The 25,020-nt window shown below is 45.4% G+C and carries 24 protein-coding genes; 14 read left to right on the plus strand and 10 right to left on the minus strand.

The annotated features are described in order from the left end of the window. Positions 1-4 precede the first annotated feature (4 nt). Genes MKX34_RS05270 through MKX34_RS05290 form a run of 5 tightly spaced genes read right to left on the minus strand, consistent with a single transcriptional unit; the run spans position 5 to position 5,174 of the window. Positions 5-871 carry an STM4011 family radical SAM protein gene (locus MKX34_RS05270; protein ID WP_076296817.1) on the minus strand — a complete coding sequence of 289 codons (867 nt, stop codon included), beginning with the start codon at positions 869-871 and terminating at the stop codon, positions 5-7. Further along, positions 868-2,217, minus strand: coding sequence for an STM4012 family radical SAM protein (locus MKX34_RS05275; RefSeq protein ID WP_076296818.1), 1,350 nt, complete (start codon positions 2,215-2,217; stop codon positions 868-870). The genes MKX34_RS05270 and MKX34_RS05275 overlap by 4 nt, the downstream gene beginning before the upstream one ends. Before the next feature lie 32 nt (positions 2,218-2,249). Next, the gene (locus MKX34_RS05280) at positions 2,250-3,032 is read right to left on the minus strand and encodes an STM4013/SEN3800 family hydrolase (RefSeq protein ID WP_076129567.1); all 783 of its coding nucleotides are present in this window, start codon (positions 3,030-3,032) and stop codon (positions 2,250-2,252) included. Beyond that, positions 3,032-4,369, minus strand: coding sequence for an STM4014 family protein (locus MKX34_RS05285; protein WP_339204547.1), 1,338 nt, complete (start codon positions 4,367-4,369; stop codon positions 3,032-3,034). Before MKX34_RS05285 ends, MKX34_RS05280 begins: the two co-directional genes overlap by 1 nt. Beyond that, positions 4,329-5,174 carry an STM4015 family protein gene (locus MKX34_RS05290; RefSeq protein WP_076296819.1) on the minus strand — a complete coding sequence of 282 codons (846 nt, stop codon included), beginning with the start codon at positions 5,172-5,174 and terminating at the stop codon, positions 4,329-4,331. The genes MKX34_RS05285 and MKX34_RS05290 overlap by 41 nt, the downstream gene beginning before the upstream one ends. Positions 5,175-5,344: 170 nt before the next feature. Between MKX34_RS05290 and MKX34_RS05295 the strand changes: the two genes are divergently transcribed. Together MKX34_RS05295 and MKX34_RS05300 are read left to right on the plus strand one after the other, a co-directional pair. After that, positions 5,345-6,820 carry an amidase family protein gene (locus tag MKX34_RS05295; RefSeq protein WP_076296820.1) on the plus strand — a complete coding sequence of 492 codons (1,476 nt, stop codon included), beginning with the start codon at positions 5,345-5,347 and terminating at the stop codon, positions 6,818-6,820. A gap of 36 nt (positions 6,821-6,856) precedes the next feature. Further along, positions 6,857-7,387, plus strand: a complete 531-nt coding sequence (locus tag MKX34_RS05300; protein ID WP_076104689.1) for an NUDIX domain-containing protein — start codon at positions 6,857-6,859, stop codon at positions 7,385-7,387. A gap of 47 nt (positions 7,388-7,434) precedes the next feature. On the opposite strand, the gene MKX34_RS05305 is transcribed toward MKX34_RS05300, so the two are convergent. The 5 genes from MKX34_RS05305 to MKX34_RS05325 all read right to left on the minus strand — a co-directional run bounded on the left by MKX34_RS05305 (position 7,435) and on the right by MKX34_RS05325 (position 13,346). Continuing rightward, a complete protein-coding gene (locus MKX34_RS05305; RefSeq protein ID WP_076296821.1) occupies positions 7,435-9,123 on the minus strand; it encodes an alpha-glucosidase in 1,689 nt (562 codons plus the stop codon). Positions 9,124-9,157: 34 nt separating this feature from the next. After that, positions 9,158-9,976 carry a carbohydrate ABC transporter permease gene (locus MKX34_RS05310; RefSeq protein ID WP_038574152.1) on the minus strand — a complete coding sequence of 273 codons (819 nt, stop codon included), beginning with the start codon at positions 9,974-9,976 and terminating at the stop codon, positions 9,158-9,160. Continuing rightward, positions 9,976-10,842 carry a sugar ABC transporter permease gene (locus tag MKX34_RS05315; RefSeq protein WP_038568998.1) on the minus strand — a complete coding sequence of 289 codons (867 nt, stop codon included), beginning with the start codon at positions 10,840-10,842 and terminating at the stop codon, positions 9,976-9,978. The genes MKX34_RS05310 and MKX34_RS05315 overlap by 1 nt, the downstream gene beginning before the upstream one ends. A 77-nt stretch (positions 10,843-10,919) precedes the next feature. Continuing rightward, entirely contained in the window at positions 10,920-12,185 is a 1,266-nt protein-coding gene (locus tag MKX34_RS05320) for an extracellular solute-binding protein (RefSeq protein WP_081383933.1), read from the minus strand. A 156-nt stretch (positions 12,186-12,341) separates the two neighbouring features. Further along, a complete protein-coding gene (locus MKX34_RS05325; RefSeq protein ID WP_076296823.1) occupies positions 12,342-13,346 on the minus strand; it encodes a substrate-binding domain-containing protein in 1,005 nt (334 codons plus the stop codon). Positions 13,347-13,692: 346 nt separating this feature from the next. Here MKX34_RS05325 and MKX34_RS05330 point away from each other — a divergent pair, with 346 nt between their 5' ends. The 12 genes from MKX34_RS05330 to MKX34_RS05385 all read left to right on the plus strand — a co-directional run bounded on the left by MKX34_RS05330 (position 13,693) and on the right by MKX34_RS05385 (position 24,944). Beyond that, positions 13,693-14,646, plus strand: coding sequence for an AraC family transcriptional regulator (locus MKX34_RS05330; RefSeq protein WP_052096809.1), 954 nt, complete (start codon positions 13,693-13,695; stop codon positions 14,644-14,646). Between the two features lie 6 nt (positions 14,647-14,652). Further along, a complete protein-coding gene (locus MKX34_RS05335; protein ID WP_038569004.1) occupies positions 14,653-15,729 on the plus strand; it encodes a Gfo/Idh/MocA family oxidoreductase in 1,077 nt (358 codons plus the stop codon). A gap of 51 nt (positions 15,730-15,780) precedes the next feature. Next, positions 15,781-16,512 (plus strand): ThuA domain-containing protein, encoded by a 732-nt coding sequence (locus MKX34_RS05340; RefSeq protein WP_038569006.1) that lies wholly within the window; start codon positions 15,781-15,783, stop codon positions 16,510-16,512. Continuing rightward, positions 16,513-17,481 (plus strand): sugar phosphate isomerase/epimerase, encoded by a 969-nt coding sequence (locus tag MKX34_RS05345; RefSeq protein WP_036680409.1) that lies wholly within the window; start codon positions 16,513-16,515, stop codon positions 17,479-17,481. A 646-nt stretch (positions 17,482-18,127) separates the two neighbouring features. Further along, positions 18,128-18,283: a hypothetical protein gene (locus MKX34_RS05350; protein ID WP_179089298.1), complete on the plus strand. Its 156-nt coding sequence runs from the start codon at positions 18,128-18,130 to the stop codon at positions 18,281-18,283. Between the two features lie 558 nt (positions 18,284-18,841). Further along, on the plus strand, positions 18,842-19,753 hold the full coding sequence (locus MKX34_RS05355; RefSeq protein ID WP_052096810.1) for a L,D-transpeptidase family protein: 912 nt from the start codon (positions 18,842-18,844) through the stop codon (positions 19,751-19,753). Between the two features lie 379 nt (positions 19,754-20,132). Next, a complete protein-coding gene (locus tag MKX34_RS05360) occupies positions 20,133-21,983 on the plus strand; it encodes an ABC-F family ATP-binding cassette domain-containing protein (protein ID WP_076296824.1) in 1,851 nt (616 codons plus the stop codon). Positions 21,984-22,129: 146 nt separating this feature from the next. Continuing rightward, the gene (locus MKX34_RS05365) at positions 22,130-22,429 is read left to right on the plus strand and encodes a hypothetical protein (protein WP_143759033.1); all 300 of its coding nucleotides are present in this window, start codon (positions 22,130-22,132) and stop codon (positions 22,427-22,429) included. A gap of 4 nt (positions 22,430-22,433) precedes the next feature. Continuing rightward, complete coding sequence (locus MKX34_RS05370) at positions 22,434-22,961, plus strand: hypothetical protein (protein ID WP_036680415.1); 528 nt, start codon at positions 22,434-22,436, stop codon at positions 22,959-22,961. 35 nt (positions 22,962-22,996) lie between these two features. Continuing rightward, positions 22,997-23,536 carry an RDD family protein gene (locus tag MKX34_RS05375; RefSeq protein WP_038569014.1) on the plus strand — a complete coding sequence of 180 codons (540 nt, stop codon included), beginning with the start codon at positions 22,997-22,999 and terminating at the stop codon, positions 23,534-23,536. A gap of 117 nt (positions 23,537-23,653) precedes the next feature. Continuing rightward, positions 23,654-24,088 (plus strand): MarR family transcriptional regulator, encoded by a 435-nt coding sequence (locus tag MKX34_RS05380; protein WP_036680418.1) that lies wholly within the window; start codon positions 23,654-23,656, stop codon positions 24,086-24,088. A 46-nt stretch (positions 24,089-24,134) separates the two neighbouring features. Beyond that, positions 24,135-24,944, plus strand: coding sequence for an SDR family oxidoreductase (locus MKX34_RS05385; RefSeq protein ID WP_036680420.1), 810 nt, complete (start codon positions 24,135-24,137; stop codon positions 24,942-24,944). Positions 24,945-25,020 lie beyond the last annotated feature (76 nt).

Genomic DNA, 25,020 nt, shown 5'->3' on the forward strand with positions numbered 1-25,020 from the left:
AAAATCAGTTGTTCATAGCGCCATAAGGGATTCGTTCCAAAAGTCCATCCCCATAGATGCTCCGCAGCTTCAGCTCGGGCATATGAATATAACCGATATAACAATCGCATACCTTCATTCGGCAGCTTCTAACCGCAGAGAGACCTTCGAGCCCATCACGGTAAAGATTGCCTATGACCCCTCTGTCCTTATAGCAGCGTTTCACAAGCCCAGCGCCCTGTACATAAAAAACATCTTTTCCTGCATTGCAGGCTTGGCCAAGGCTTTCATAATCCATAGCATTCACAGAAAAATGTGGATCAATCTCGCTAAGGAAGGCAAAATCCTCTGCTGTATAATAATCCGGTTTATCTTTGTAAGCATTGACCCATAAGTACACGTTCTCTGGTAATGCAGAGCGAAGTGAAGCTATCGCTGAAAAAGCGCTGCGTATTCCAACGCTTCCCACACTAAACGGAACGTCGTTCTCGTATAAAGTCAAACACTGCGACAGAAATTTATCCTCCCGCACTTGCCCGGGGTGGTAGGTGGCCCAAAAGGCCACTTTTTTACGATTCAGCTGGGAGATGAAATCCAGGTTGGCAGAAAGGTTGGTCTGAATCGCTACCTTCTCTACATGGTCCATATTGGAGAGAGCAATCATTGCTTCTTTGTACCAGCGATGAATTAGCCCTTCGCCATAGGGATTAAAAAATATAGAAAGCCGATGACCTGCCGCACCTTGCTCAGAGGCCCATGCTACAAAGGCTTCCAGCCCCTGGCGGTCCTTGGCGAGCGTAGCTGCGCTGTCTCTTGTTTTGCCAAAAGGACAATAGGGGCAATCATAGTTGCAGGACGTGAGGGAGCCGCGGTAGTAGAGGACCGCATTCATGGCAATACGAACCTTTCCATCTGCTCTCGGATCTCCCCAGAAATAAACCAATCCCCAATCGAATCAGAGTAACCCATCCCTTCGGTGGTAAGACGCAGGATGCCATCTCCCTCCTGCCCAAGACCGGAATGAAGCAGGTTGGACAGCTCAGGATAATCACTCCAGAGTGATTGACCGAAACGCTGGCTGTAATCTTCAAGCTTCAGCCCTTCGCTATGTAGAATCGCCTTCAGAATAAAGCGGCGTTTCTGTTCTTCAAGACTCAGCACAATTCCGTAATCCGCAGTATCGTAACGATCCGTCGCAATGTAATCAGCAATAATGCTCTCGGTTGCTTTACGGCTTACCCCATAACGGGAAGCGTAATGCACATGGCGGGTGTAGGATCTGGCTCCGCAGCCCAAGCCGACCATTCCTTCTTCTTGGCAACTATAATCGAGAATGGGTTTAGCTGTTCCGGCGTCTTCCTTGGCGAAACGACGCATGGAGTATTGGCGATATCCTCTCGCTCTAAGCAGCTGACCAGCGGCTTTGTAGCAGTCTAGGCGAATATCGTCCTGACGCTGGATATCACCAGGCTTCACAATCGTATGCTCTCGAGTGTAGAGCGGATAGATGAAAATTTCCTCTGGCTCAAAGCTGATCGCTTGATTGAGCGAATATAGCCAAGAGTCGACCGTCTGCCCCGGAAGCCCGTAGATCAGATCTAAATTTAGTATGGGAAAATCATATTTCCCCAGCAGCTCTAGTGCCCGATACACCTCATCCGGATTTTGTGGGCGATAGATGGCTGCCGATTCAGCTGCAACAAAACTTTGGATGCCCATGCTGACCCGATCCACCGTATACTCTTTAAGAATATTCAGCTTCTCTTCGGTAATCGTCTCCGGTGAAGTTTCCACTGAGATGGAGGCTGTATTTGTATCCAGTCCCATCGTATCAACGGCAATATGGAACAAGCGGCGGAGCTGATCTGCTGCCAGCAGGGTGGGAGTTCCACCGCCGATCGCAAAACGGGCATAAGGCCTGTGTCTGGTGAATTCCGCCCATTGCTTTGCTTGGCGTTCCAGTGCATCCACGTATGTGGCATGAACATTTGCACGTTTATCAGGCAGGGTAAATAGGTTGCAGAATCCGCAGCGTGCGCCACAAAACGGAATATGCATATATAGAAAGAAAGATTCCGCAGGCTCATCACGCCAGAGTGTTTCTAGCGGCATCGGAGGCTGCAAATCCCTGTAAGCCGTTTTGTGTGGATAGGAATACAGATAAGAACGGTAAGGGTGAGCAGTAATGCTGTCTTTCCACTTGTGAAGCTCTTCTAAAGAGAAGGACGATAACGTCATATCAGTTCTCCATCCTTTCCTTGTTATAAATATTATAAAATAAACTCCCGATAAGGGACGTTCCATACCGTCTCGTGGGCAAGGCGATGCCCCTGATAGCCATCTTCCCCATAAGCGGTTCCATGATCTGAAAAAGCCAGGCAGAAGACCGGATTGCCGCGTTCCCGGAACGCATCGAACAACCGGCCCAGTTCACCGTCCACATAACGAAGAGCGGCGCGCTGGCTGTCTACAGAGTCTTTTTTAGCACCAGGTACAAAATAATGATTTGGTCCGTGAATGGCAGAGACGTTGAGGAACATAAACAATCTTTGCTCGCTAGGAGTATCCTTTAGCAGCTTCAAGGCATGGTTCACCTGATGCTCTGTGGAACGCGGATTGGTCACACCGAAGGTCATCCGCCAGTAGCTTTGCTGGAAATAGCTTGGCAACACACGAGCGAGTGGATTTTTTTTGGTGAAAAAAATAACGCCTCCAATACAAACCGTACGATAGCCCTCAGCAGCAAGTCCTGACACGATATCCGGCGTATCGAACAGCCATGTATGAGGATGCGTCTTCATTCCGGTATTTCGGGAATGGAACATGCGGATATGCTCGGTTTTATCCGTTGTAGCTGGAGTAGGCAAGAAGCCGCCGAAAAAAGCGTGATGGGCCGCATAAGTAAAGCTGCCGGGAGTATGTCTTTTCTCCCAGGATCCCGTTCCGCACAGGTTCGGGCAGTTCGCTTCCTCCATAGTAGCTGCATCGTATCGAAGGGTATCGAGTGTGATCATTAGAATGTCATGGGTGCCAACGATAGTGTTCATATCCATTAAGAGGATCCTTCCTTTATAAGCGGTGTTGAGGGATGAGTAATATAGTCTCTGGCGGTCAATACCTTCATTTCCCATTCGTAGGTGCTGCAGCCACGGTATTTCACATCGTATAGCAAATCGCCAAAAGGATTAACATCGGCGACAAAACACTGCTGCGATCCTCCAGATATCAGCACGTCTATCCCGGCAACTCCAGAACGGGGAAATGCCGCCAGCGCTTGCAACGCGGTATTTCGTACCTGCTCCTGTATGAATTCTGATAGACCGGCTTCCGAAGGAGACATCCGCTGGCTGCGTAAATGCAGATTCGTAATTGGGGTGGAACTTACACGAGCAATTGCATGACAGGCTTCGCGAAGAACCACGAGCTGGCGGATATCGAAGGCTTTGCCGTTATGGCCGATCTTAGGAATCCATTGCTCGGCATAACCACCATGCCGATAAATCCAGTTAATAATGCCGGAGATCGTGGCGGCATCTGTGTACCGCCGCAGTTTACCGGAATTATAGTAAATGGGCGGTCGGGTGATGTAATTCTCGACCCCTACTGTAGTTAAGGCAACTTCGGCACCTGTAACGGGATGGAGCTGATAGGCGATCACCCCGGAAGCGGCAGAGCCGAAGGCTAGCTTGATGAATACCCGGTGCATTCGCCGGGATATCATCATCTCACGGAGAGAGGCATAGTCCGTAGGCTGCTGTTCCACGCCTAATGGACGAGGAATAGTGATGCCTGCCTCACTTAGAATCTGTTGTGTCCGCCGTTTATCGGTCATGGCCGCAATGTCTGCGGGGTCATTTAACCATAGCGAACCTGGACAAACCTCTTTGGCTTCGCGCTGTAGTCTAGCCAGCATGCGGCAATAACCGCGGAACCATTGCGAAGGATGATGCAGGACACCCTGCATCTCCTTCAATTGATGAGCTACCTTCACACGGAGTGGGCGCGGATCAGGTCTTTCAGCGTAGGGATGCAGCGAATCGTCAACATCAACGGCATCAGGTGCGCCAAGAGCGATTAAGGCACGTTCTACTTCAAAGCTGCTTCCAGGCGATTCCAATCTCAGCAGCGGGGGAGCCGCACTGAGATCTATTCCGTTATAAACAGCCGGCTGGCTGGATAACTGCTGCTTCTGCACTTCCAGCAGATCACCTAACGATTGACCTTGCAGAAATTCAGCGTACGATAAAATGATGGCGGGTGGCATTCCGAGATCGGAACGCGCTTGCTGAATGCCGCTAGTCCGTTTATCCCCAGGAATACCGATAACGATCATCGGCCGCATAGGGGGGTCACTCTGTGATGGAAGGATAACGCCAGTCTTCCTCATCATCGCTTTCCTGTTTGTCGCTGACATCGACAGGCAATCCACTCTGCTGCCAGCGGCTGATCATCTCATCCGACATAAAATGGTGGCTTAGATTCAATGCTTTTAGTCCTTTAATTCTCTCGCTGGCAAGAAGCAATTCAGCACCTTCGTCGCTGAGGGTACCCAGAGATAGATCTAGCGTATCCAACTGATCCAGAATTGGAGCATTTGCTACTGCACCGGCGATTTCATCTTGTATTTCGCTATTTTTTAATCCCAGATAGGTAAGTTTAGGGAACTTTCCTACTTCTAAAAGAGGTAGAATATCTGCGAGGCTTCCGTCAAAGCCGTAGTTATCTACGCCAAGATATAGTTCCAGCTTACGCAAATTCGGCAATTGGCTGGCTGCAATATTTTCAAGCACGGTTTTACTCAAGCCACCAGTAATAATAATTAGCTTTTCTAACTTGTCATGCTTTAGCTCTGAGAGGCTTAGCTCATTTCCACCTTGAATGGTGAGTGATTGTAATTCTGGAAAAGCAGGCAACAGCGGTGATAGATCGCTTTGGGTAATCCAAGAAATCTCGCACTCCTCATAACCCATCTCACCAATAAAAAGCTTGCGTAAAGCAGGGAAGCTTGCACTATGCGTAACCAGCGCATCCACAACCTCATCGGAGCTATTCTCGTAGGCTTGCCCCCAATCACCAATAATTAGGCTGGTTAGTGACGCACTTTCAGCGCTGCTGCTTAACTTCTCAATTGCTTTGCCAATTCTTTGACCTTCTTCGAATTCGTCGTATCCGATGCTAAGCTTTACTTCCGTCATGGGTGTTCCCTCCCGGAAAAATTTAACTTCGAAAATACCCTATCATCTGTAGCCGAGGGAGTCAAATAGCTGAATATAACTATAGTTAAACTCTCCATATTATTGAGGTGAAATTTTGTGGTAGGTTTATACTAGAGGCAATTTTATTTTTTTTGGAAGGAGTTATTCGTATGAAGAATAAACTTCAGGAATGGATTATTGAGGCGGATATAATTAAAATGCAAGAGGCTCTGGAAGCAGGTTTAATTACCTCAGAGGATATAGTTCAAGTATATTTGGAGCGGATCCATAAATACGATACAGACATAAACTCTATTTTAGAAATAAATCCAGAGACTATACAAATCGCGCGAGCACTCGATAAAGAACGAGCAGAAAAAGGGAGCCGGGGGAGCCTGCACGGTATTCCTATTGTATTGAAGGATAATATAGACACCGCGGATAAGATGCATACAAGTGCCGGTTCTGTAGCTTTAGCTGGATCAATTGCGGCAAAAGATTCATTTGTAGCGGCCAAGCTTCGATTGGCGGGGGCTATTTTACTTGGAAAGGCGAATATGTCGGAATGGTCTAATTTTATGTCTAGTACAATGCCTGCGGGATATAGCTCGCGGGGAGGGCTTGTACTGAATCCGTATGGACCTGGGACGGTATTTGTCAGTGGTTCCAGCTCTGGGCCTGCGGCAGCCGTAGCAGCGAATCTGGCAGCAGCAGCGATCGGAACGGAAACCGCAGGATCTATTGTCGGTCCAGCCAGCCAACATGCTCTTGCCGGAATCAAACCTACGGTGGGATTAGTCAGCCGTACTGGAGTCATTCCCATTTCAGTAAGTCAGGATACCCCTGGGCCTATTGCTAGAACGGTTACAGATGCGGCAATTATTTTAGGGGCATTAACCGGAGTGGACGCCAACGATTCAGCAACATTTTCAAGCGAAAAATACGCTAATACAGACTATACTTCAAGTTTAGATAAAAGCTTTATACGACAAGCAAGAATAGGTATTCCACGGCATTATTATAAGCATTTAGACGCTGAGAGGCTTGCAATTATGGAAGCAGCTATCTTGACCTTGAAGAATGAAGGGGCTACCATTGTAGATCCTGTCACAGTACATGTTGAACAACAGAATTGGAATAATGATGTGATTTGTTATGAATTTAAAAATGGGCTCAACCAGTATTTAGCACAAGTAGATGATTCCGTTCCGATTCACTCTTTGCAGGAATTGATAGCCTATAATGAAAGACATGCTGAGATTGCCTTGCAATATGGGCAAGACACCCTGACAAGATCACAAGAAGTAACATTAACTGAAGAGGCCTATGAAGAGAAGAGACAAGAATACAAGGAATTAGCGCTTGAGCAAGGAATAGATTATGTGTTGGAACAATATAGTTTAGACGCGTTATTGCTGCCTGGTGATGTAGATGGCATGTATATTGCCGCACGCTTAGGTTATCCATTAGTTACCGTTCCGGCGGGATATGTATCTCAAGGCATTATTGATGCGGATGGGGATTCGACCAGGGGGCCTTTTGGTGTTGTTTTTTCCGGAAAAGCTTATAGCGAGCCTACGCTCATAGCCTTAGCATACGGGTTTGAACAAGCTACGTATCACCGGATTCCTCCTCAATTGGAGTAGAATTAGGCTAACTTAGAATAGAAGGAAGCGATCAGTTTGAAGTATTGCCTGGAATGTGGGACTGCGTTAGTAATGAAAGAAGCCGATGGGGAAGGGCAGGTACCTTATTGTAATGCATGTGAAATGTTCCGATTCCCTATTTTCAGCACGGCGATTAGTACAGCAGTATTAAACAGGGAGAAAAACAAGATTTTATTAATTCAACAATATAATCGGCCAGACTACATATTACTCGCAGGATACGTGAACAAAGGTGAAGATGCGGAAACGACTCTCGTACGTGAGGTAAAAGAAGAGGTAGGACTTGATATCGTCGCTTATGAATATATGCGCAGCTTGTACTTCGCGCCATCCAATACGCTAATGCTGAATTTTATAGGTGTTGCAGATTCGGAGGACTTGAGCCAGGTGAGTACTGAGGTTGATCATGCTGAATGGTTTACCTTGGAAGAAGCCGCCAGAGCGATTAAAAAGAACAGCCTAGCCGAAACCTTCTTACTGGCGATTATTGAGAAATTGAACGCGGGACAGGTACAGGTCAATCCGGTAGCTGTTGGAGGAAAGTAAAAAGGAGCCATGAGGCTCCTTTTTGTTGTTTCCATGCAAGGGGGTAATTATTTAAGCTTATACACACGAGCTTCATAAGGGCGAAGCTGAATTGTATTTAGTTCTTCTTCTGGATTTACCTCGTAGTTGGCAATAAGCAGTTCCTTCGTTTGAAATTTCACAGTGGGAGGAAGCTCGAAGGTCGCAGGCTCTCCGAAGAAATTCAATACAACCAGTAGCTGTTCTTCTCCAAGAGTACGCAGATAAGCATAGATTTGCTCGTTCTCTTCAGCCAATATCGTATAGCTACCATATACGATAATTTCATGCTGCTTGCGTAGCTCAATAAGTCTCTTATAATAGTAAAAAATAGAATCAGGATCAGCCAACGCCTGTTCCACATTAATTTCCTTGTAATTAGGATTTACGGCTATCCAAGGAGAGCCCGTCGTGAAGCCTGCCTGCGGCTCGGCGTTCCATTGCATTGGCGTACGGCCATTGTCCCGGCCTTTAATGTAAATGGAGTTCATGATAGCTTCTTCCGAATGTCCGGCAGCCAAGTATTCTTTATACATATTCAAGATTTCAATATCTTTGTAATCGTTGATGGAATTAAACTGTACATTCGTCATGCCGATTTCTTCACCTTGATAGATGTAAGGTGTGCCTTGGAGCGTGTGCAGCAGTGTTGCCAGCATCTTGGCAGATTCTTTCGGATATAACTTATCATCTCCGAAGCGGGATAACATACGCGGCTGATCGTGGTTGTTCATATACAGACTGTTCCAACCTTTACCGTCCAGCGCGACTTGCCATTTGGAAATGATGGACTTGATGTCCGCCAGCTTCCAAGGCTGCACATTCCATTTACCTCCAGGTCCGGAATCGACGTCCATGAGCTCGAAATGGAATACCATGTTAAGCTCGTTACGATCCTCGGAAACATACAGTGAAGCTTCTTCTGGAGTGACATTAACGGCTTCGCCCACTGTCATGATATCGTACTTGGACAGGACCTCACGGTTCATTTCCTGCATATACTCATGTACACGTGGTCCGTTAACGAAATACTCGCCTCCAAAGTGGTAGGCAGGCTGTTCTCCGTTATTTTCTGGGGCAACGCTAGGTAATTCCGGTACTTTGGAAATCAAGTTGATTACATCCATGCGGAATCCGTCAATACCCTTGTCCAGCCACCAGGTCATCATATCGTAGACTTCCTGGCGCAGCTTAGGATTATCCCAATTCAGGTCGGGTTGCTTTCTCGAGAAGAGATGGAGGTAATATTCCTCCGACTTCTCATCGAATTCCCAAGCCGAACCGCTGAAGAAGGAGCCCCAGTCGTTAGGCGTCTGTCCGTCCTGGCCCGGCCGCCAGATATAATAATCACGATAAGGATTATCCTGCGATTTGCGGGACTCCACGAACCAAGCGTGCTCATCAGAGGAGTGGTTGACCACGAGATCCATAATCAGCTTCATGCCGCGGCTATGAAGTCCAGCTAGCAGTACCTCCCAATCAGAGAGTGTTCCGAAATCATCCATAATACTTTGATAGTTACTGATATCATAGCCGTTATCGTCGTTTGGCGACTCGTATACCGGGCATAACCAGACTACGTCGACGCCAAGCTGATTTAAATAATCGAGTTTCGAGATAATGCCCTGCAGATCACCGATGCCGTCCCCGTTACTGTCTTTGAAGCTGCGGGGGTAGATTTGATAAACTACGCTTTCTTTCCACCATTTCTTATCCATGTATAACTCTCCTATCTCTCTATATAAATCTTAGTTATTTAATGGACCCTGATGTTAGTCCACTTATAATCCATTTTTGCGCGAACAAATAGACCACGAGCATCGGGGATAAAGCGAGCAGATACGAAGCAAAGGCTAAGTTGAAATCTGTGCTGAATTGACCTTGGAAGACATACTGTACAAGCGGAAGTGTGTATGAATCCTGATCACCGAGCAGAATCAGCGGCAGCATAAAGTCGTTCCAAGTCGACAGACAAGAGAGAATACCAATTGTTGCACTGACCGGAGCAAGAAGTGGGAAGATAATCTTCCAGAACGTTCCGAATGTCGTTGCACCATCTACTGTGGCAGCTTCCTCTAGCTCATAAGGAATAGAGCGGATATAGCCAGTGTATACAAACACGTTAAAAGCCAAGCCATAAACAATGTATAGAATAATAAGACCCAAAATGTTGTTCATATGCAGATCCGTTGTCACTTTGACCACAGGCAGCATAATAATCTGGAAAGGAATAAACATTGCGCTGATAAAGTAAAAGTAGAGCGCTTTGAAGAATTTTCGGTTCATATTGCGGGCAATCGCGTAGGCTACCATGGAGTTGGTAAGCAAGATGAACACTACTGATGTTATTGTGATCGTGGCGCTATTTCCCAAGGCGTTGAAGAAATTAGTTGCCTTAATGGCATTGGCGAAGTTCTCAAAATGCAGGCCAGTCGGCAGTGAAAAGATGGATTGAGCCATTTCCTCGGGATTTTTTAGCGCGATAGCAATAGTCATGTACAGCGGAAAAAGGATCAGTAGTGAGCCTAGCGCGATAAGAATCGTTGCAGGCCAGTTGCTTGATTTTTTGATCATAAGTCCATCTCCCGTTTCTGCAGAAATTTAAGCTGAAGGGCGGAGATCACAACGATCACGATAAAATAAATCACGGCGTTCGCCGATTGATAGGCAAATTCTCCGCCTTGGAAGCCGCCTGTATAGATTAAGTGGGCAATGGATTGTGTTGAACGTCCGGGTCCCCCACCTGTCAAGGCTACGATTTGGTCGAATACCATTAAGCCGCCCTTCATCGCCAGCACCATGTTGATCGTGAAGAAGGAAGCAAGCATTGGAAAAGTAATGCTCCAGAATTCTCTCCAGCGGCTAGCGCCGTCCAGATTGGAGGCTTCGTAAAGATCTTGCGGAATCGTCTGTAGACCTGCCAGATAGAGAATCGTGTTATAAGCAATTCCCTGCCAGACGGCTACAATGACGATACCGATCCAGGCCCAATCGGAGTTGCCGAGAATGTTCTGCGAAAGGAATTCGCTGCCAAGCTTCTCGCCCCAGATAGGGAATACATTTGCGAACAAATAGTTGAAAATAAAGCCGACAATCAGCACGCTGAGGATATTAGGCAGGAAATATACACCGCGGAAAAAGTTTTTGGCTTTAATCTTGGCGTTAAGCCCAAGCGCAATCAACAAACTGATGATGTTGATGAGAATAGTTGTTAAGATGGCATATTTAAAAGTGAACACATATGAATTCAGCACATTTTCGTCTTGAAAAATGTTAATGAAGTTCTTAAATCCTACGTAATCAAAGCTGTCACTGAAGCCGTCCCAGTTAGTGAACGAATAATAAATACCCTGCAGTGCAGGAAAGGTGTGAAAGGCAAAGAAAAGAAGCAATGCCGGTATAGTCATTAGATAAAAGGCGACTCGGCGTTTGGCCATCATGTAATCCTCCTTGGAAAAGAGAAAGAGAAGGGGGAGTCCCGTTCTCTTTCTCGGCTCTTATTTGTCAGGTCTTGTTATTTCCGGTCAGCTACCTTATCCCATTCTTTATCAAGCTGTTTCAGGTACGCATCAACATCTTTCTTTTGCAGGAAGGCTTGATTGATGGTATCCACTTTCATTGCACTTGGGATGTAGTGGTCCGCAAAGTCGGCCAAGTTACCTGAGGTAAATGCTGCTTTGAAGCCGTCCATTGTCGGATCATCTTGTGTTACACCTTGCACAGCTGGGAATGCTTTTTGCTCGTTAATGTAGAGGCTGACATTCTCAGGCTGGAGCAGGAATTCAACGAATTTTTTAGCTTCTTCTTTATGTTTAGTGCTCTTAGAGATAGTCAACAATGTGTCTACGCCAGAAATGACCTTATTGTTAGCAGCATCATTTGTCGCTGGGAAAGGGAATACACCAAGCTCAATGGATGGATTAGCCTTCACGATTTCTGGGATCGCCCATACCCCTTGCAGATACATTGCAGATTCACCTTTTGCGAAAGCTGTGTTGCCGTCATTGTAGCCTTTTCCAAAAATATCTTTCTGACCGAACTCCGTCAGCTTAAGCAGCTTTTCAGCAATTTCGTTGAAGCTGTCTGCGAAAGTCACAGTACCTTCAGTACGCTGCTTGAAGAAATCATTGCCTTTTATGATTGTAGAGAGGGAGTTGAACGGCGTAAGGGTTGTCCAGGAATCCTTAAGTGTCAGGTAAAAAGCATTTTTACCGCTGTCCTTGAACTTTTGAGCAACGGCAATGAACTCGTCCCAAGTGGTTGGCACAGTAACGCCGGCTTCAGTGAACATCGCTTTATTGTAAATGACACCACTTGCGTTCGAAGAGAATGGAAGACCATTCAGCTCGCTAGAACCCGTCAGGTCTTTCAGCATTTGAACATAAGCAGGCTGGATATTTTCAGCAAGTGGATCACTGGAGAAGTCTTCAAACAGACCACTTCCGGATAATGTTTTGTAGGTGTCAGTGGCTCCGATACCCACTACGTCAGGGATGTCTTTTTTAGCTGCACGAGTCTTCAGCACGGTTTCGGCATCCGGTGGGTTCACTTGAGTGACTACGATGTTCGGATTGGCTTCATTAAATTTCGCAACCAGCTTATCGAAGGTAGCTTTGGCTTCGGTCTTATTTTGGAAAAACTCGATTTTCACTTTGTCACCGGAGGAGTTCCCGCCGCTAGATGTGTTGTCAGCCGCATTGTTACCACTATTGCTACCGCAGGCGCTAAGCACGGACATAGCCAGTAGACTAACCATTACGGGTTTAATTGTTTTTTTCATGATAAATCCTCCTAATAATGTGTTGGGTATTATGGTGAATTTGATAAGAGTAAACGTTTACGTTGACTGCAAACTTAAATGATGTTCGTGTTCTTCTAAGCGACGGGTATGCAATAAAGTGGACGGTAAACGTTTACGTAATATTGATAAAAAGACTTAGGTAAGCGATCTTACCGTTTGTCTTTCCACAATTGTGTGATCGACAATCTGGCTGTTGACAGACTCGCCTGTTTCAATCATCTGAATGAGCTTCTCCACGGCGATCTTTCCAATATCGTACAGCGGTTGGCGTACTGTTGTTAAAGGCGGAATAACCATTTTGGCTAATCCAAGATCGTCATATCCCATAATGGAGATATCCTCGGGCACACTTAGACCATTTTTGATAACGGTGGAGAGGGCACCAATCGCCATTTCATCACTAGCACAAAAAACGGCAGTCACATCAGGCGCTTGCTCCAAAAGAGTCTCCATAGCTATACTTCCGCTCTCATACAAAAAATCTCCATAAGCAAGATAGCGGCTGTCAAAAGGAATGCCATTTGCTTCAAGCGCATGCTTATAACCTTCTGCTCTTGGCGCACCAGCGATAAGATCGCTAGGGTTTCCACTAATCATGGCTATTTTGCGGTGACCTTTTGAAATTAAGTAGAGGATAGCGTCAAAAGCTGCTCGATAATCATCTACTTTCACATAAGGGACCTTGGCGAATTCTGTTTGGGAAGAGACCAGTACAACGGGGATCCTCATGGTTTCTAGCACATCGTAATATTCTTTCTTAAGGACTTCACTCGAAAAAATAATGCCATCAACCTGTTTCTCTCTCAGGAGCTGCAAATACTTCAACGTTCTTTTACCGTCCTGATCGGTATTGCATACCATCACACTGTAGTTCCGTTCATTGGCCAATTCTTCAATACCTTTGAGCAGATCGGAAGAGAAGGCACCAGAAACACTAGGGAACATTACACCAATGGTCTGTGTACGCTTATTGATTAGACCCCGGGCAATCGCATTGGGTTGATAACCAATTTCTTTGATCGCCTCATTTACCTTTTGTTTCGTTTTGTCCGAATACCCACTTAAATTGTTTAGCACGCGAGAGACTGTGGCAATGGAAACGTTCGCTTTCTGTGCAACATCTTTAATCGTTGGGTTCATTCCTATGAGCTCCTTAAACTACGGTTATCCTTGAATTAAACGCTTACGCTGATGAGAGTAAGTTATGAAGGAAGAGAACGTAAACGCTTACCCCGAATATAAATGCTGGTAGGCGCTTTTGTCAACTGTACTTAAAAAATAAAAAAATGATCAAAAATACGCAAGAGCAGTAATCTTTTAATAGGAATGATACCGATGTATATACCAAAAATTTACTTAGAAATATCGGAATTGACAAAAGAATATTGGAGGTCTAACATTTAGAGAGTAAACGCTTACGTAAAATTTTAAAATATGGCATGCAAGCCCTGGTTTTAATGATTTACTCGGATAAGGAGTTGCATTTATGAATATTTATCTCGAGATTCCGGATGTAGATAAGCACTTTCCTTACCGCAGTTTACTCTGCAATGGTGATACGTTGTGTTATCCGCATTGGCATAAAGAAATTGAAATTATCTATGTTACTAAAGGAAGCCTGAATCTGGGAATTAACGATACCCCTATTCACATGGAGCAGGGCGAGGTTCAGTTTATCAATGGTGGGGATGTGCATTATTTTCTCTCTTCACCTGAGAGTGAACGGGTAGTGATTCAATTTGACCTGAATTTGTTCCAAGAAGTAGCCGCTTTGAACGGTAATGACTACTCACTTCGTGAGGTCTTTACGCTTATGGAGTATTCCAGTTCAAGATGGCCCGTGGCAACTGCCGCGAAGGTCAAAGGTCTGATTGAGAGTATTTACGAGGAAGATGTACAGCGAAGAGAAGGGTATGTTTTTCTAATCAAGGCTAGATTGTTTGAACTGCTGACCGTTATTTTACGGGAGGTGCCAAAGAGTCCGATCAAGAAACAGCCTAAGTTCTCGGAAGATACACTGAATCAATCCAGAGAAACACTGGAGAGACTAGAGCGGATTTTTATTTATGTGGAGCAGCATTATCAGGAGGCTATTTCGCTGAATGAGGTAGCTAATTATATGGGTTTTAGTCCTTATTATTTTACCAAATTGTTCAAGAAAAACACGGGCATGACCTTTATCGCGTTCTTAAATGAATACCGGCTTAACAAAGCCAAATGGATCTTGATCAATGAAGATCTGCCGATGTCTGCCGTGGCGGAAGCAGCCGGGTTTGGCAGCGTGAAGACCTTCCATCATTTTTTCAAGGAAGCAACGGGGATATCCCCGCTGAAATACCACAAGACAATATTCGGGAATAATACAGCAAGATTGCAGGAAGAAAGCCCTTCCTCAGCTTTGTATGATAGAGATATCAAAACAGGAATAAGTGGAGGTTAGACCAGAATGACTTTAACAGTAGGAATTATCGGCTGCGGAGGTATTGCGAACGGCAAGCACATGCCCGCGTTAAAAAAAGTAGAAGGTGCGCGAATGGTTGCTTTTTGTGATATCGTCGCTGAACGTGCCGAGAAGGCAAAAGCGGAGTTTGGAGATGAGCAGTCCGTAGTTTACACAGATTATAAAGAGCTTCTTAACGATGCAAGTATAGATGTGATTCATGTATGTACGCCGAACATTTCCCATGCGGAGATTTCCATTGCGGCTATGGAAGCAGGCAAACACGTAATGTGTGAGAAGCCGATGGCTAAAACCACGGCAGAAGCACAAGCGATGATCGAGGCCTCAGAGCGAACTGGGAAAAAGCTGACCATCGGTTATCAGAACCGTTTCAGACCAGATTCAGCTTATCTGCATGCGGTATGTGAGAATAATGAGCTTGGTGAGATCTATTACGCCAGAGCTAAGGCTATCCGTCGTCGCGCTGTCCCAACTTGGGGTGTGTTTTTGGATGAAGAAGCGCAAGGCGGCGGTCCGTTGATTGATATCGGCACCCATGCGCTCGATTTGACCCTGTGGATGATGGATAATTACAAACCTAAATATGTCGTGGGCAACGCTTATCATAAGCTGTCCGGTCGTAAAAATGCTGCAAATGCTTGGGGCCCGTGGGATCCTGAGAAGTTTACAGTTGAGGATTCCGCCATTGGATTCATCACTATGGAGAATGGGGCTACCATCGTCTTAGAAGCAAGCTGGGCACTGAATACACTCGATGTCGGTGAGGCCAAAACGGTACTTTGTGGGACTGAAGGCGGAGCAGATATGGAGAACGGTCTGCGCATTAACGGAGAAGCCTACGGTAAAACCTTTGAAAAGCATATCGGTCTGGATGCCGGTGGCGTCGACTTTTATGATGGTGCGGGAGATGATCCTGCGATGATAGAGGCAGCTCAGTGGATTGACAGCATTGTAAATGACACCGAGCCTGTAGTGAAGCCGGAGCAGGCGTTGGTTGTGACTCGCATCTTGGAGGCTATTTATAAATCCTCTGAAACTGGAATGCCTGTGTTTTTTGAATAATTAAGCAAATTCGATGGTCATAGATAAATATGAACTAGGAGTGTGTCCCAAGTGACAAGAGTAACCGTATGGAATGAATTCCGTCATGAACGGCAGGAAGAAAGAATTCTTAAGGTCTATCCGCAAGGTATTCATGGACAACTGGCCAGCTTCCTTCAAGAAGCAGGACTGGACACTCAGACAGCTACGCTGGATGAACCAGAGCACGGACTGACGCAAGAGGTATTGGATAACACGGATGTACTGATCTGGTGGGGACATATCGCCCATCATGAAGTAAGTGATGAGATTGTAAACCGTGTACATGCGCGAGTGCTGCAAGGTATGGGACTTGTAGTGCTTCATTCGGGCCATATGTCCAAAATCTTTATGAAATTAATGGGCACCAGCTGCGATCTGAAATGGCGTGAAGCTGAGGAGAAGGAGCGCCTGTGGGTCATGGACCCAAGTCACCCGATTGCTGAGGGTATTGGTGAATACATCGACTTGGAGCAAGAGGAAATGTACGGTGCGCATTTTGATGTGCCAGCACCAGAGAGTCTTGTATTTGTCGGCTGGTTCGAAGGCGGCAACGTCTTCCCAAGCGGATCGACCTACCGTAGAGGCAGCGGGAAGATCTTTTATTTCCAGCCTGGTCATGAATCTTACCCAACCTATTACAACAAGGATATTCAAAAAGTTATCATCAATGGCGTGAACTGGTGTGCCCCAACGAAACGTGACTATCCGGTTTACGGACATTCTGAAGCCTTAGAGCCTATCAAAGAAAAGGTGGTCGTATAAATGAAATTAGGCGTATTTGATCCTGTATTTGGAAGCTTGAGTCTTGACGAGATGTTAGATAAAATCGCCGCCGCAGGTTTGAATGCGGTAGAAATCGGCTCGGGTGGTAATCCCGGTAATGCTCACTGTCCGACAGATGAGCTGCTTGCCAGCGAGTCAGCACGTCAAGAATATTTGGAAAAGTTCACGAAACGTGGCATTATGATCAGTGCCTTCAGTTGCCATAATAACCCGATTTCACCAGATAAAGAAGAAGCCCGCGCTGGAGATGAAATTCTCCGTAAATCGATCAAGCTGGCTTCACTCATGGGTGTTAAGGTCGTGAACACCTTTTCGGGAACGGCTGGGGACAGCGATGAGGCAAAAGCACCGAACTGGCCAGTCACGCCTTGGCCTACCGTGTACAGCGACATCAAAACCTGGCAGTGGGAACATAAGCTGATCCCTTACTGGAAGGAAATCGGCAAGCTGGCCGAGGAGCATGGCGTTAAGATCGGCATCGAGCTGCATGGCGGCTTCCTGTGCCATACCCCTTATACGATTTTGAAGCTTAGAGAAGCAACTTGCGATGCTATTGGAGCCAATCTGGATCCGAGCCATCTGTGGTGGCAAGGTATTGATCCTGTAGGTGCTATTAAGATTCTCGGTAAAGCTGGCGCGATTCACCATTTCCATGCCAAGGATACTTACTTGGATCAGGACAACATCAATATGTATGGTTTGACCGATATGCAACCTTATGGCGATGTGCAGACCCGCGCATGGACCTTCCGCTCCGTTGGTTGCGGGCACAGCATATCTGAGTGGTCAGATATCATGAGCGCGCTGCGCACTTACGGTTATGATTACGTGGTGAGCATCGAGCATGAAGACCCTCTTATGACGGTTGACGAAGGCTTCCAACGTGCAGTAACCAATTTGCAATCCATTCTTATTCATGACCAACCTCAGGGTATGTGGTGGGTGTAAGGTCAATTTAGAAAGCCATGATTCTCTATTAAGAGAATCATGGCTTTTTCTGTGTGTAGTGGGGGTGGAGGGGAAAACGGAAGAGCGGAAGGGGAGAACGGCAGAATGGGAGGGGAAAACGGAAGATCGGAATGAAAGAACGGAAGAGCGGAAGGGAGTAGAAATGAGCTGGCAAAGAGATAGGGAGGAGATAGAGACGAGTAGGAGCTAATAAGAAACGAACTAGAAACTAACCCAGAAATGAAACAAGAAGCGAACGAAAAGCTAACTAAACACGAACTAACTACCAATCAAAAATGAACTAGTTTGCTAACGGACTCAGTTGCAGCTATTCGCGAGTTTTAGGGTTTTTGGAGCGAGTTTTGGACCCGAGAGACCTTATTGGTCGTGAAAAGCAAGGGATTCGAGGTGTTTAGAGCAAATAACTGCGCTGGAGTCCGATAGCATCTCAAAACAGCGGATTTGTTGCAAATAGGGTCTCTGGAGTCCGCAACTAATGTGCTTATGCGCTAGCTGATCTTCGATGGTAAAACCGTAGTTAGTTTGGGGGCTGGTGCGTTGAGCTTCGGTAGAATGGGATACGGGTAAATGTGCAGCGCAGTTAGTCTGGGACTGGAGCGGAGCGTGGTGGAGATGTGGTGGAGATGTGGTAGAGAAGTGGTGGAGATGTGGTGGAGAAGTGGTGGAGATGTGGTGGAGAAGTGGTGGAGATGTGGTGGAAAAATGGTGGAGTTTTGGTGCAGATGTGGTAGGTAACTGTGCTAACGGTAACGGGCAAATGAGCGGACGCAGTAATGTATGAGACGTAGGGCGGAAATGTATGAGACATAGGGCAGAAGTGTATGAGATGTAGGGCAGTAATGTATGAGACGTAGGGCAGTAATGTATGAGACATAGGGCAGAAATGATAGAGACATAGGAAAGAACAAGGTAGAACTGTGCTAAAGGACTCAGATGCAGCTATTCGCGTGTTTTAGGGTTTTTTGAGCGAGTTTCGGACCCGAGAGACACTATTGGTCGTGAAAAGCAAGGGATTCGAGGTGATTTGAGCAAATAACTGCGCTGGAGTCCGATAGGATCTCAAAACAGCGAAATAGATGCAAATAGGGTCTCTGGAGTCCGATAGCATCCCAAAACAGCGAAAAAGTTGCAAATAGGGGCTCTAGGGTCCGCAACTTATGTGTGTATGCGTTAGCTGATCTTTGCGTATCCAAAGGTCGGCTTTTTGTCGTGCATTCACTGGTTACAGTATTGCAATCTCTGCGTCAAGCGGGAGGGGACGAGTTGAAAAGAATAGGTACAGGCTGGTACGCAACATATTTGAAATGATTTCGTCTTTATATAACGGAGGTGGAGCAAGATGAATTTATGCTTTTCGGGAGGCCGGTTTCAAACTTTTTTACAGCGGAACATTAAACTGATGCTTGTATTTGGGCTTTTGTTCGCTGCTTGCTTTACAGGAGTTGGAAGGGTGGAAGCTGCTGGCTCAGATCTGATCATCGTGAACAAAAAAACAAACAAACTCGCGTATTTCAGTGACGGCAAGCTGGTGAAGACTTTTCCGGTTGCCACAGGGAAGTCGAAGGAACTGACGCCAGAAGGTAGCTTCAAAATGGTGGTTAAAGTAAAAAACAGACCCTACTACAAAGAGAAAATTCCCGGTGGGGATCCGGCCAATCCGCTTGGCGACCGCTGGCTGGGGCTGGAAGTGAACGGGACCTATGGCACGACGTATGCGATTCACGGCAATAATAATGAGTCATCGATAGGGAAGTATGTTAGCGCTGGTTGTATTCGAATGCATAATGATGATATTCATTGGCTGTATCCAAAAGTAGCCAAGAATACTCGAGTTATCATTACAACGAGCACACTGGCTATGGAGAATATTGCAACTAAAAACGGGTATTCTGTAGGAAGCAATAAGTTTGCGGGGACTTTTGAGATCAATGGGACGACAACAAAGCTGAAGGATCCTTTTATATTGGAAAATTCCCGTGTGTTTGTTCCGCTGAGAGAATCCGTGGCCTTACTGGGTGGAACTTTGCAGAGTGAAGCGGGGACAGGTGCACTGCTAATTACGATCGGCAATCGTACGGTGACACATAAGCCATTATCCAATAAGGCTATTGTGAATGGAAAATCCATTACGATTTTACCGTCACGCAATGAAAATAACCGATTACTAATTCCGCTGAGTATCTTGCCTGATTTATTTGCTGTTCAGGTGCAGTGGAATGCGCAGACTCAGGTGGTAAAGATTAAGTTATAATTGTTCTTGACCTTTTATTTCTGATTTAAATTGTTATATACTGTACTTATTCTAAAAATACGGACAATTACGGAGGGCCACCGACTGATGAATAACTAACACGTTTCCTGAAACAGACCATAAAGTTTGTGAAGTGCATATGCACAAGTCACGGAGCACCCGCGCAGGGTGATAACGGTCAGGGATACGTGTGTCGGTCGGGGGCCTTACGATGCTTTTATATGGATAGTTCTATCTATTGTGTTGGTTTACTCTGCATCCAGCAGGTGATCACGGCCGTAGTCTATCCATGTCTGGGCACATTCCCCCTTCATACGCTATTCGACCGCAGACCGCTGGCTGCGGTTTTTTATTTGCAATGAAATCGGAGGAATGAAAGATGACTGTAATTAAAGCGAAGAATTTACGTAAGGAATGGAACGGGATCCCTTTATTTAAGGAGGTATCCTTTGAGATAGCAGAAGGAGAGCGCGTGCTTTTATTTGGACGAAATGGGATTGGCAAAACCACACTGCTTAAGGGGCTGATCGGTCGGCTTACTTTTGAAGAGGGAAGTATCTATCATGGCCTGTCATCTGAAGAATGGGGTGTGCTCGATCAACAGCTTGAGGTACCAGGGGAAGTAACCGCATTGGAATACGTTCTTTCAGGGTCAGCGCAGCTGCCTGAATTAAAACGCCAGCTGGAAGCCCTCAGTCAGAGATTGCAGGAGCAGAAAGCTGATAACGAAGCTGAGTTGGCTGAATATGCAGAGGTGTACGATGGTTACTTGCAGCTTGATGGATATGGCTGGGAGGTCAAAGCGGAAAAAAGTCTAAAGCAGCTCAAGCTTGAACATGCAGTCTGGGATTTGCCATACGCCTCACTTAGTGGAGGGCAAAAGACACGGGTGCAATTAGCAGCATTATTAGCCCGGCAGCCCAAGCTATTGATTCTGGATGAACCGACCAATCACATAGATGGAGAAACGATGGAGTGGTTGGAGCATTGGGTGTGCAACTACCCTGGAACGGTGTTTTATGTATCACATGATCGTACATTTATTGATCGAACTGCGACGTCTGTGCTGGAGCTTAGTCCGGAGGGATGCCGGCGTTATTCGGGTGGATATACACAGTACCGGGAGCAGAAGACTATAGAGCTGAGAACATTGGAGGGACAATATAAAAAGCAGGAGCAAGAAAAGGAGAAGCTGTTGGAGAGCATTAGGCGGTATGCAGAATGGTTCCAGCAAGCGCATCGTGCTGCCGGACAAAATGATTTTCTGCGTTCGAAATCCAAGAAAAATGTGTCTCGTTTTCATGCCAAGGAAGCTGCGCTGGAACGGTTAAATAAGAACCGTGTAGAATTGCCCCGCGAGACTGGCAAGCTGAAGATGAAGCTGGAAAGCGAAGAGTTTCTGGCAGATTCTTTACTGACACTCCGTGAGATAGAGTTTGCCTATAAGGGGAGTGCGCCTTTTCTTAGGAATTTCAGCTTGTCGCTAAATCGGGGAGACCGATTGTCTATTCTGGGTCCTAATGGTGTTGGAAAGTCTACGCTGTTGAAATTAATTGCAGGGATCAATAAGCCTACAAAAGGTGAAGTGCGGCTGCATCCACGGACGACAATCGGTTATTTTGCACAAGAGCTAGATAACTTAGAGATGAACTCTACGATTCTGGATAGCTTGCTTGAACTGCCGGGAATGACCCAGACGGAGGCGCGGACAATTTTGGGTTGCTTTTTATTTACGCGGGACGATGTATTTAAACGGATTGGGGATTTGAGTCTGGGGGAGAAATGCCGTGTGGCTTTCCTCAAGTTGTATTTTGGAAAAGCGAATTTATTGGTCTTAGATGAACCCACTAATTATCTGGACATTGACACTAGGGAACGTGTAGAAGAGGCACTGATGGTGTATCCCGGTGGACTAGTGATGGTCTCTCATGACCGTTATCTTCACTCTAAAGTGGCTAATCGCTTGGTGATATTAGAGCCGTCTCAGGCACCAAAGTTTTTTCAAGGAACGTATGCTGAATACTTCGCAAAAGACAGAACCCGTCTGCTTACTGGTATAGAACAGGCTCGGGAGGATGACCTTGCCCTTCTGCAGCTGCGTCTGAATCAGTTGATTCAGGGTAGCAGTGTGGATTCTGAGGCGGAAAATGCAGCGCTAGTGGCAGAAATCGTTAATTTGCAGCGACAAATACAGGAACTAAGGGGCGAGGGGAAACCCGCATCCTCCTAAGCTGATAAAAAACACAACCTTGCTCAGGATGTATTTATCTTGAACAGGTTGTGTTTTTAGATAGGAGACGTAAGGTGTAAGGTGTATAATTTGGAGGAATGTGGATTTTTTGGCGATAAAGAAACCTTGAGAGGATGGTTGCAGAATTGCTGAAATTGGGCTCTTTTATATTGGAATTACTTCGATTATGTATATTGCTTGTGCTGACTTTATTAGTTTTGGGTTGGGCAGAAAGATTGATCTATCAATTGATATTTGGTCAGCCCGTGTATAACTGGAGTATGGGATTCGGGAATTTATTGTTATTTTTTATGCTGTACCGGAATCATTTTCAGTTTAAAGGCTGGTATAAATCAGAGAAGAACCAAAAGCTAACGCTCCTCACCACAAGAGTAATCACCGTAATTTCCATAGGACTAATAATCCTGCCGCTAGGGCTGGGCTGATCTTATGAAGATTAGAATCATTGGAGCTTGCGGCAGCGGCAAATCCTATATCGCCCGGGAGTTATCTAGAAAATATGGTGTAGAGTATTACGAGACAGACAACTTGGTATGGGACAGAAGTGCCGAGAATTTGCGTTTTTCAGTTGAAGCAAGGGATGCTCAGTTGGAAGAAATCCTTGATAAACCCTCATGGATTCTGGAAGGTGCACATTACAAATGGGGACAAGAGAGTTTTAAAGCTGCTGACTTAATCGTTATTTTGAACCCTAATAAAGTGATCAGGGATTTGAGAGTGTTTACAAGGTTTATAAAAACAAGACTGGGTTTAGAGCAAGCGAATTACAAGCAGTCATTTAAGAATCTGTATGTGATGATTTTTGAATGGAACCGTGGATATGATCAGGAGGCCGCACATAGGATTATAGAGTTAACGGATACTCTGTCTGATAAACGGGTAATTGTTAAAAATAACAAAGAGCTGGAGCCCATTATCCAAGAGCATCTGAGGAAGGGATTGTTAAATAGGGATTGAGCGACAAAGTAAACGATAGAGAGAGGAGTGCTTGCATGGATAACATTCTACCCGAGCATTTGGATCAGGAGAATTTCATAGGGTTTTGGAAAAGAGTGCTGGCTTCCATTCTTGATTTCTTGGTCATTGGAATACCTGGGGTTATCGTATACTGGATACTCAATTCATTAGCTGTTTCATTACACTCGGAGATACCTATTATCCTGGAGTACATTTTGTTTATCGCATTTGATATCTTTATGATCGTTAGATTTGGCGGAACCCCTGGGAAGCTGATTTTAAAAATAAAAATTGTCAATGAACACGGGAATTACCCAACAGTGAAGGAAGCTCTGATTCGAAATGTTTTCCGAATGATTAGTATGATTCTTTCAATGGTAATTGCGGTCAGCAGCTATGACTTTACCGTTATTTCCGCCAAATTATCCTTATGGTCGGATTTGGCTTTTGACCTCACTCAAATCCTGGGTCCAATCATGCTGGTGGATTACCTGTTGGTTGGATTCCATCCCCGTAAACGTGCGATTCACGATTTGCTGGCTGGCACTTATGTTGTTGATAAATCCGCAATTTGAAGAATGCTTTTCACCAAGCATTCTTTTTTTAAATATTAGGTATTTTACTATTAAATATTTTAGTGTTAAAATACTTTTATAAGCAGCCGATCATCATGAATGTCAAAGGAGAACCTCTTGGAAAATCCAGATATTTTTAAGCTAATACATGCAGTTGAATTATTTACGAATGAAGTTATTGTTCGATGGATGAACGCATTTGATCACAATATTGGGATATCTCCAGTTCTAGTCTTGGGTGAATTGAATAAAAAAGGCCCCTTGAAGCAGACTATTTTGGCTAAGAGACTAGGATATACGCCAGGAGCAATGACAAACATTGCTAATCGACTAATTAAGCAGGGGATGGCCGAGCGAAAATATAACGAAGATGATCGACGGAATGTACTTCTATCTATCACGGACAAAGGAAAAGACGTTCTGAAGGAAGCACAGCTTAAGGGACAGGAGCTAAGAGCTGAAATGTTCCAAAAGCTCAATGAGGAGGAACTGCAGCAATTCTTGAAAATCTATGAGAAGTTGTTAACGAGCTTTGATAGCTCTGAAACATAAACCAAGTCATCTTAGAAGCACAATAACATTATAAAGGGGTATGAACATGGGAAGAGTTCAAGGTAAAGTTGCATTAGTAACTGGAGGCGCTTCAGGTATTGGCTTATCAGCTGCCACTCTATTAGCTAGAGAAGGAGCAAAGGTTGTCATTGCCGATTTTAATGTGGAAGCAGCCAAAGAAGCAGCATCTAAGATTAAAAATGAAGGCGGAGAAGCTGAAGGTTTTTTCTTAGATGCCTCCCAAGCGGATTCGATCAAGGAAGCTGTTGATTTCACTGTTGCTCAGTATGGCACCATCACAGTATTGTTCAATAATGTAGGTCTAACTAATCTGCAAAAAGACCTTGATGTGGTCAATATAGATTTGGAAGAATGGGATCGCCTGATGAACGTGAATACTAAAAGTGTTCTGTTAGGCAGCCGTTTTGCTATTCCTCATATGATTAAAGCGGGCGGAGGCTCGATCATTAACACGGCTTCGATGTCAGCATTCGCTGGGGATTCATTGCGTACTGCTTATGGCTCCTCTAAGGCAGCGGTTGTGAACCTTACTCGTTACATCGCTACACAATATGGTAAAGACAAAATCCGTTGTAACGGCGTGGCACCAGGGCTGATCCTGACACCTGCGGCAGCAAGAAATATGCCGCCAGCTGTATTGGATATATTTCAAAAATTCAACGCCCTACCTTATCACGGTGAAGCCGATGATATCGGCAATACGGTTTTGTTCCTGGCATCGGATGAATCCAAATTCATCACAGGCCAAACGATTGAAGTAGAGGGTGGTCATTATATGTCTAACCCAAGTATCACGGATTTCCAGAATTACATGATGGAAGCTAAATCTAAATAAAAGATTATGTGTAATTAAAAATCCGGTCCATGCTCGAATTTATCGAGCGGGACCGGATTTTGGTTTATTTTAATGA

It is taken from the genome of Paenibacillus sp. FSL R5-0636 (assembly GCF_037974255.1).
GTDB classification, from domain to species: Bacteria; Bacillota; Bacilli; order Paenibacillales; family Paenibacillaceae; genus Paenibacillus_AQ; species Paenibacillus_AQ odorifer.

What these genes read in the sequence shown, in the direction of transcription:
- MKX34_RS05270 (WP_076296817.1), bottom strand. Translation starts at nt 871, where the DNA reads ATGAATGCGGTCCTCTACTACCGCGGCTCCCTCACGTCCTGCAACTAT.
- MKX34_RS05275 (WP_076296818.1), bottom strand. Translation starts at nt 2,217, where the DNA reads ATGACGTTATCGTCCTTCTCTTTAGAAGAGCTTCACAAGTGGAAAGAC.
- MKX34_RS05280 (WP_076129567.1), bottom strand. Translation starts at nt 3,032, where the DNA reads ATGGATATGAACACTATCGTTGGCACCCATGACATTCTAATGATCACA.
- MKX34_RS05285 (WP_339204547.1), bottom strand. Translation starts at nt 4,369, where the DNA reads ATGATGAGGAAGACTGGCGTTATCCTTCCATCACAGAGTGACCCCCCT.
- MKX34_RS05290 (WP_076296819.1), bottom strand. Translation starts at nt 5,174, where the DNA reads ATGACGGAAGTAAAGCTTAGCATCGGATACGACGAATTCGAAGAAGGT.
- MKX34_RS05295 (WP_076296820.1), top strand. Translation starts at nt 5,345, where the DNA reads ATGAAGAATAAACTTCAGGAATGGATTATTGAGGCGGATATAATTAAA.
- MKX34_RS05305 (WP_076296821.1), bottom strand. Translation starts at nt 9,123, where the DNA reads ATGGATAAGAAATGGTGGAAAGAAAGCGTAGTTTATCAAATCTACCCC.
- MKX34_RS05315 (WP_038568998.1), bottom strand. Translation starts at nt 10,842, where the DNA reads ATGGCCAAACGCCGAGTCGCCTTTTATCTAATGACTATACCGGCATTG.
- MKX34_RS05320 (WP_081383933.1), bottom strand. Translation starts at nt 12,185, where the DNA reads ATGAAAAAAACAATTAAACCCGTAATGGTTAGTCTACTGGCTATGTCC.
- MKX34_RS05325 (WP_076296823.1), bottom strand. Translation starts at nt 13,346, where the DNA reads ATGAACCCAACGATTAAAGATGTTGCACAGAAAGCGAACGTTTCCATT.
- MKX34_RS05330 (WP_052096809.1), top strand. Translation starts at nt 13,693, where the DNA reads ATGAATATTTATCTCGAGATTCCGGATGTAGATAAGCACTTTCCTTAC.
- MKX34_RS05335 (WP_038569004.1), top strand. Translation starts at nt 14,653, where the DNA reads ATGACTTTAACAGTAGGAATTATCGGCTGCGGAGGTATTGCGAACGGC.
- MKX34_RS05345 (WP_036680409.1), top strand. Translation starts at nt 16,513, where the DNA reads ATGAAATTAGGCGTATTTGATCCTGTATTTGGAAGCTTGAGTCTTGAC.
- MKX34_RS05355 (WP_052096810.1), top strand. Translation starts at nt 18,842, where the DNA reads ATGAATTTATGCTTTTCGGGAGGCCGGTTTCAAACTTTTTTACAGCGG.
- MKX34_RS05360 (WP_076296824.1), top strand. Translation starts at nt 20,133, where the DNA reads ATGACTGTAATTAAAGCGAAGAATTTACGTAAGGAATGGAACGGGATC.
- MKX34_RS05370 (WP_036680415.1), top strand. Translation starts at nt 22,434, where the DNA reads ATGAAGATTAGAATCATTGGAGCTTGCGGCAGCGGCAAATCCTATATC.
- MKX34_RS05375 (WP_038569014.1), top strand. Translation starts at nt 22,997, where the DNA reads ATGGATAACATTCTACCCGAGCATTTGGATCAGGAGAATTTCATAGGG.
- MKX34_RS05385 (WP_036680420.1), top strand. Translation starts at nt 24,135, where the DNA reads ATGGGAAGAGTTCAAGGTAAAGTTGCATTAGTAACTGGAGGCGCTTCA.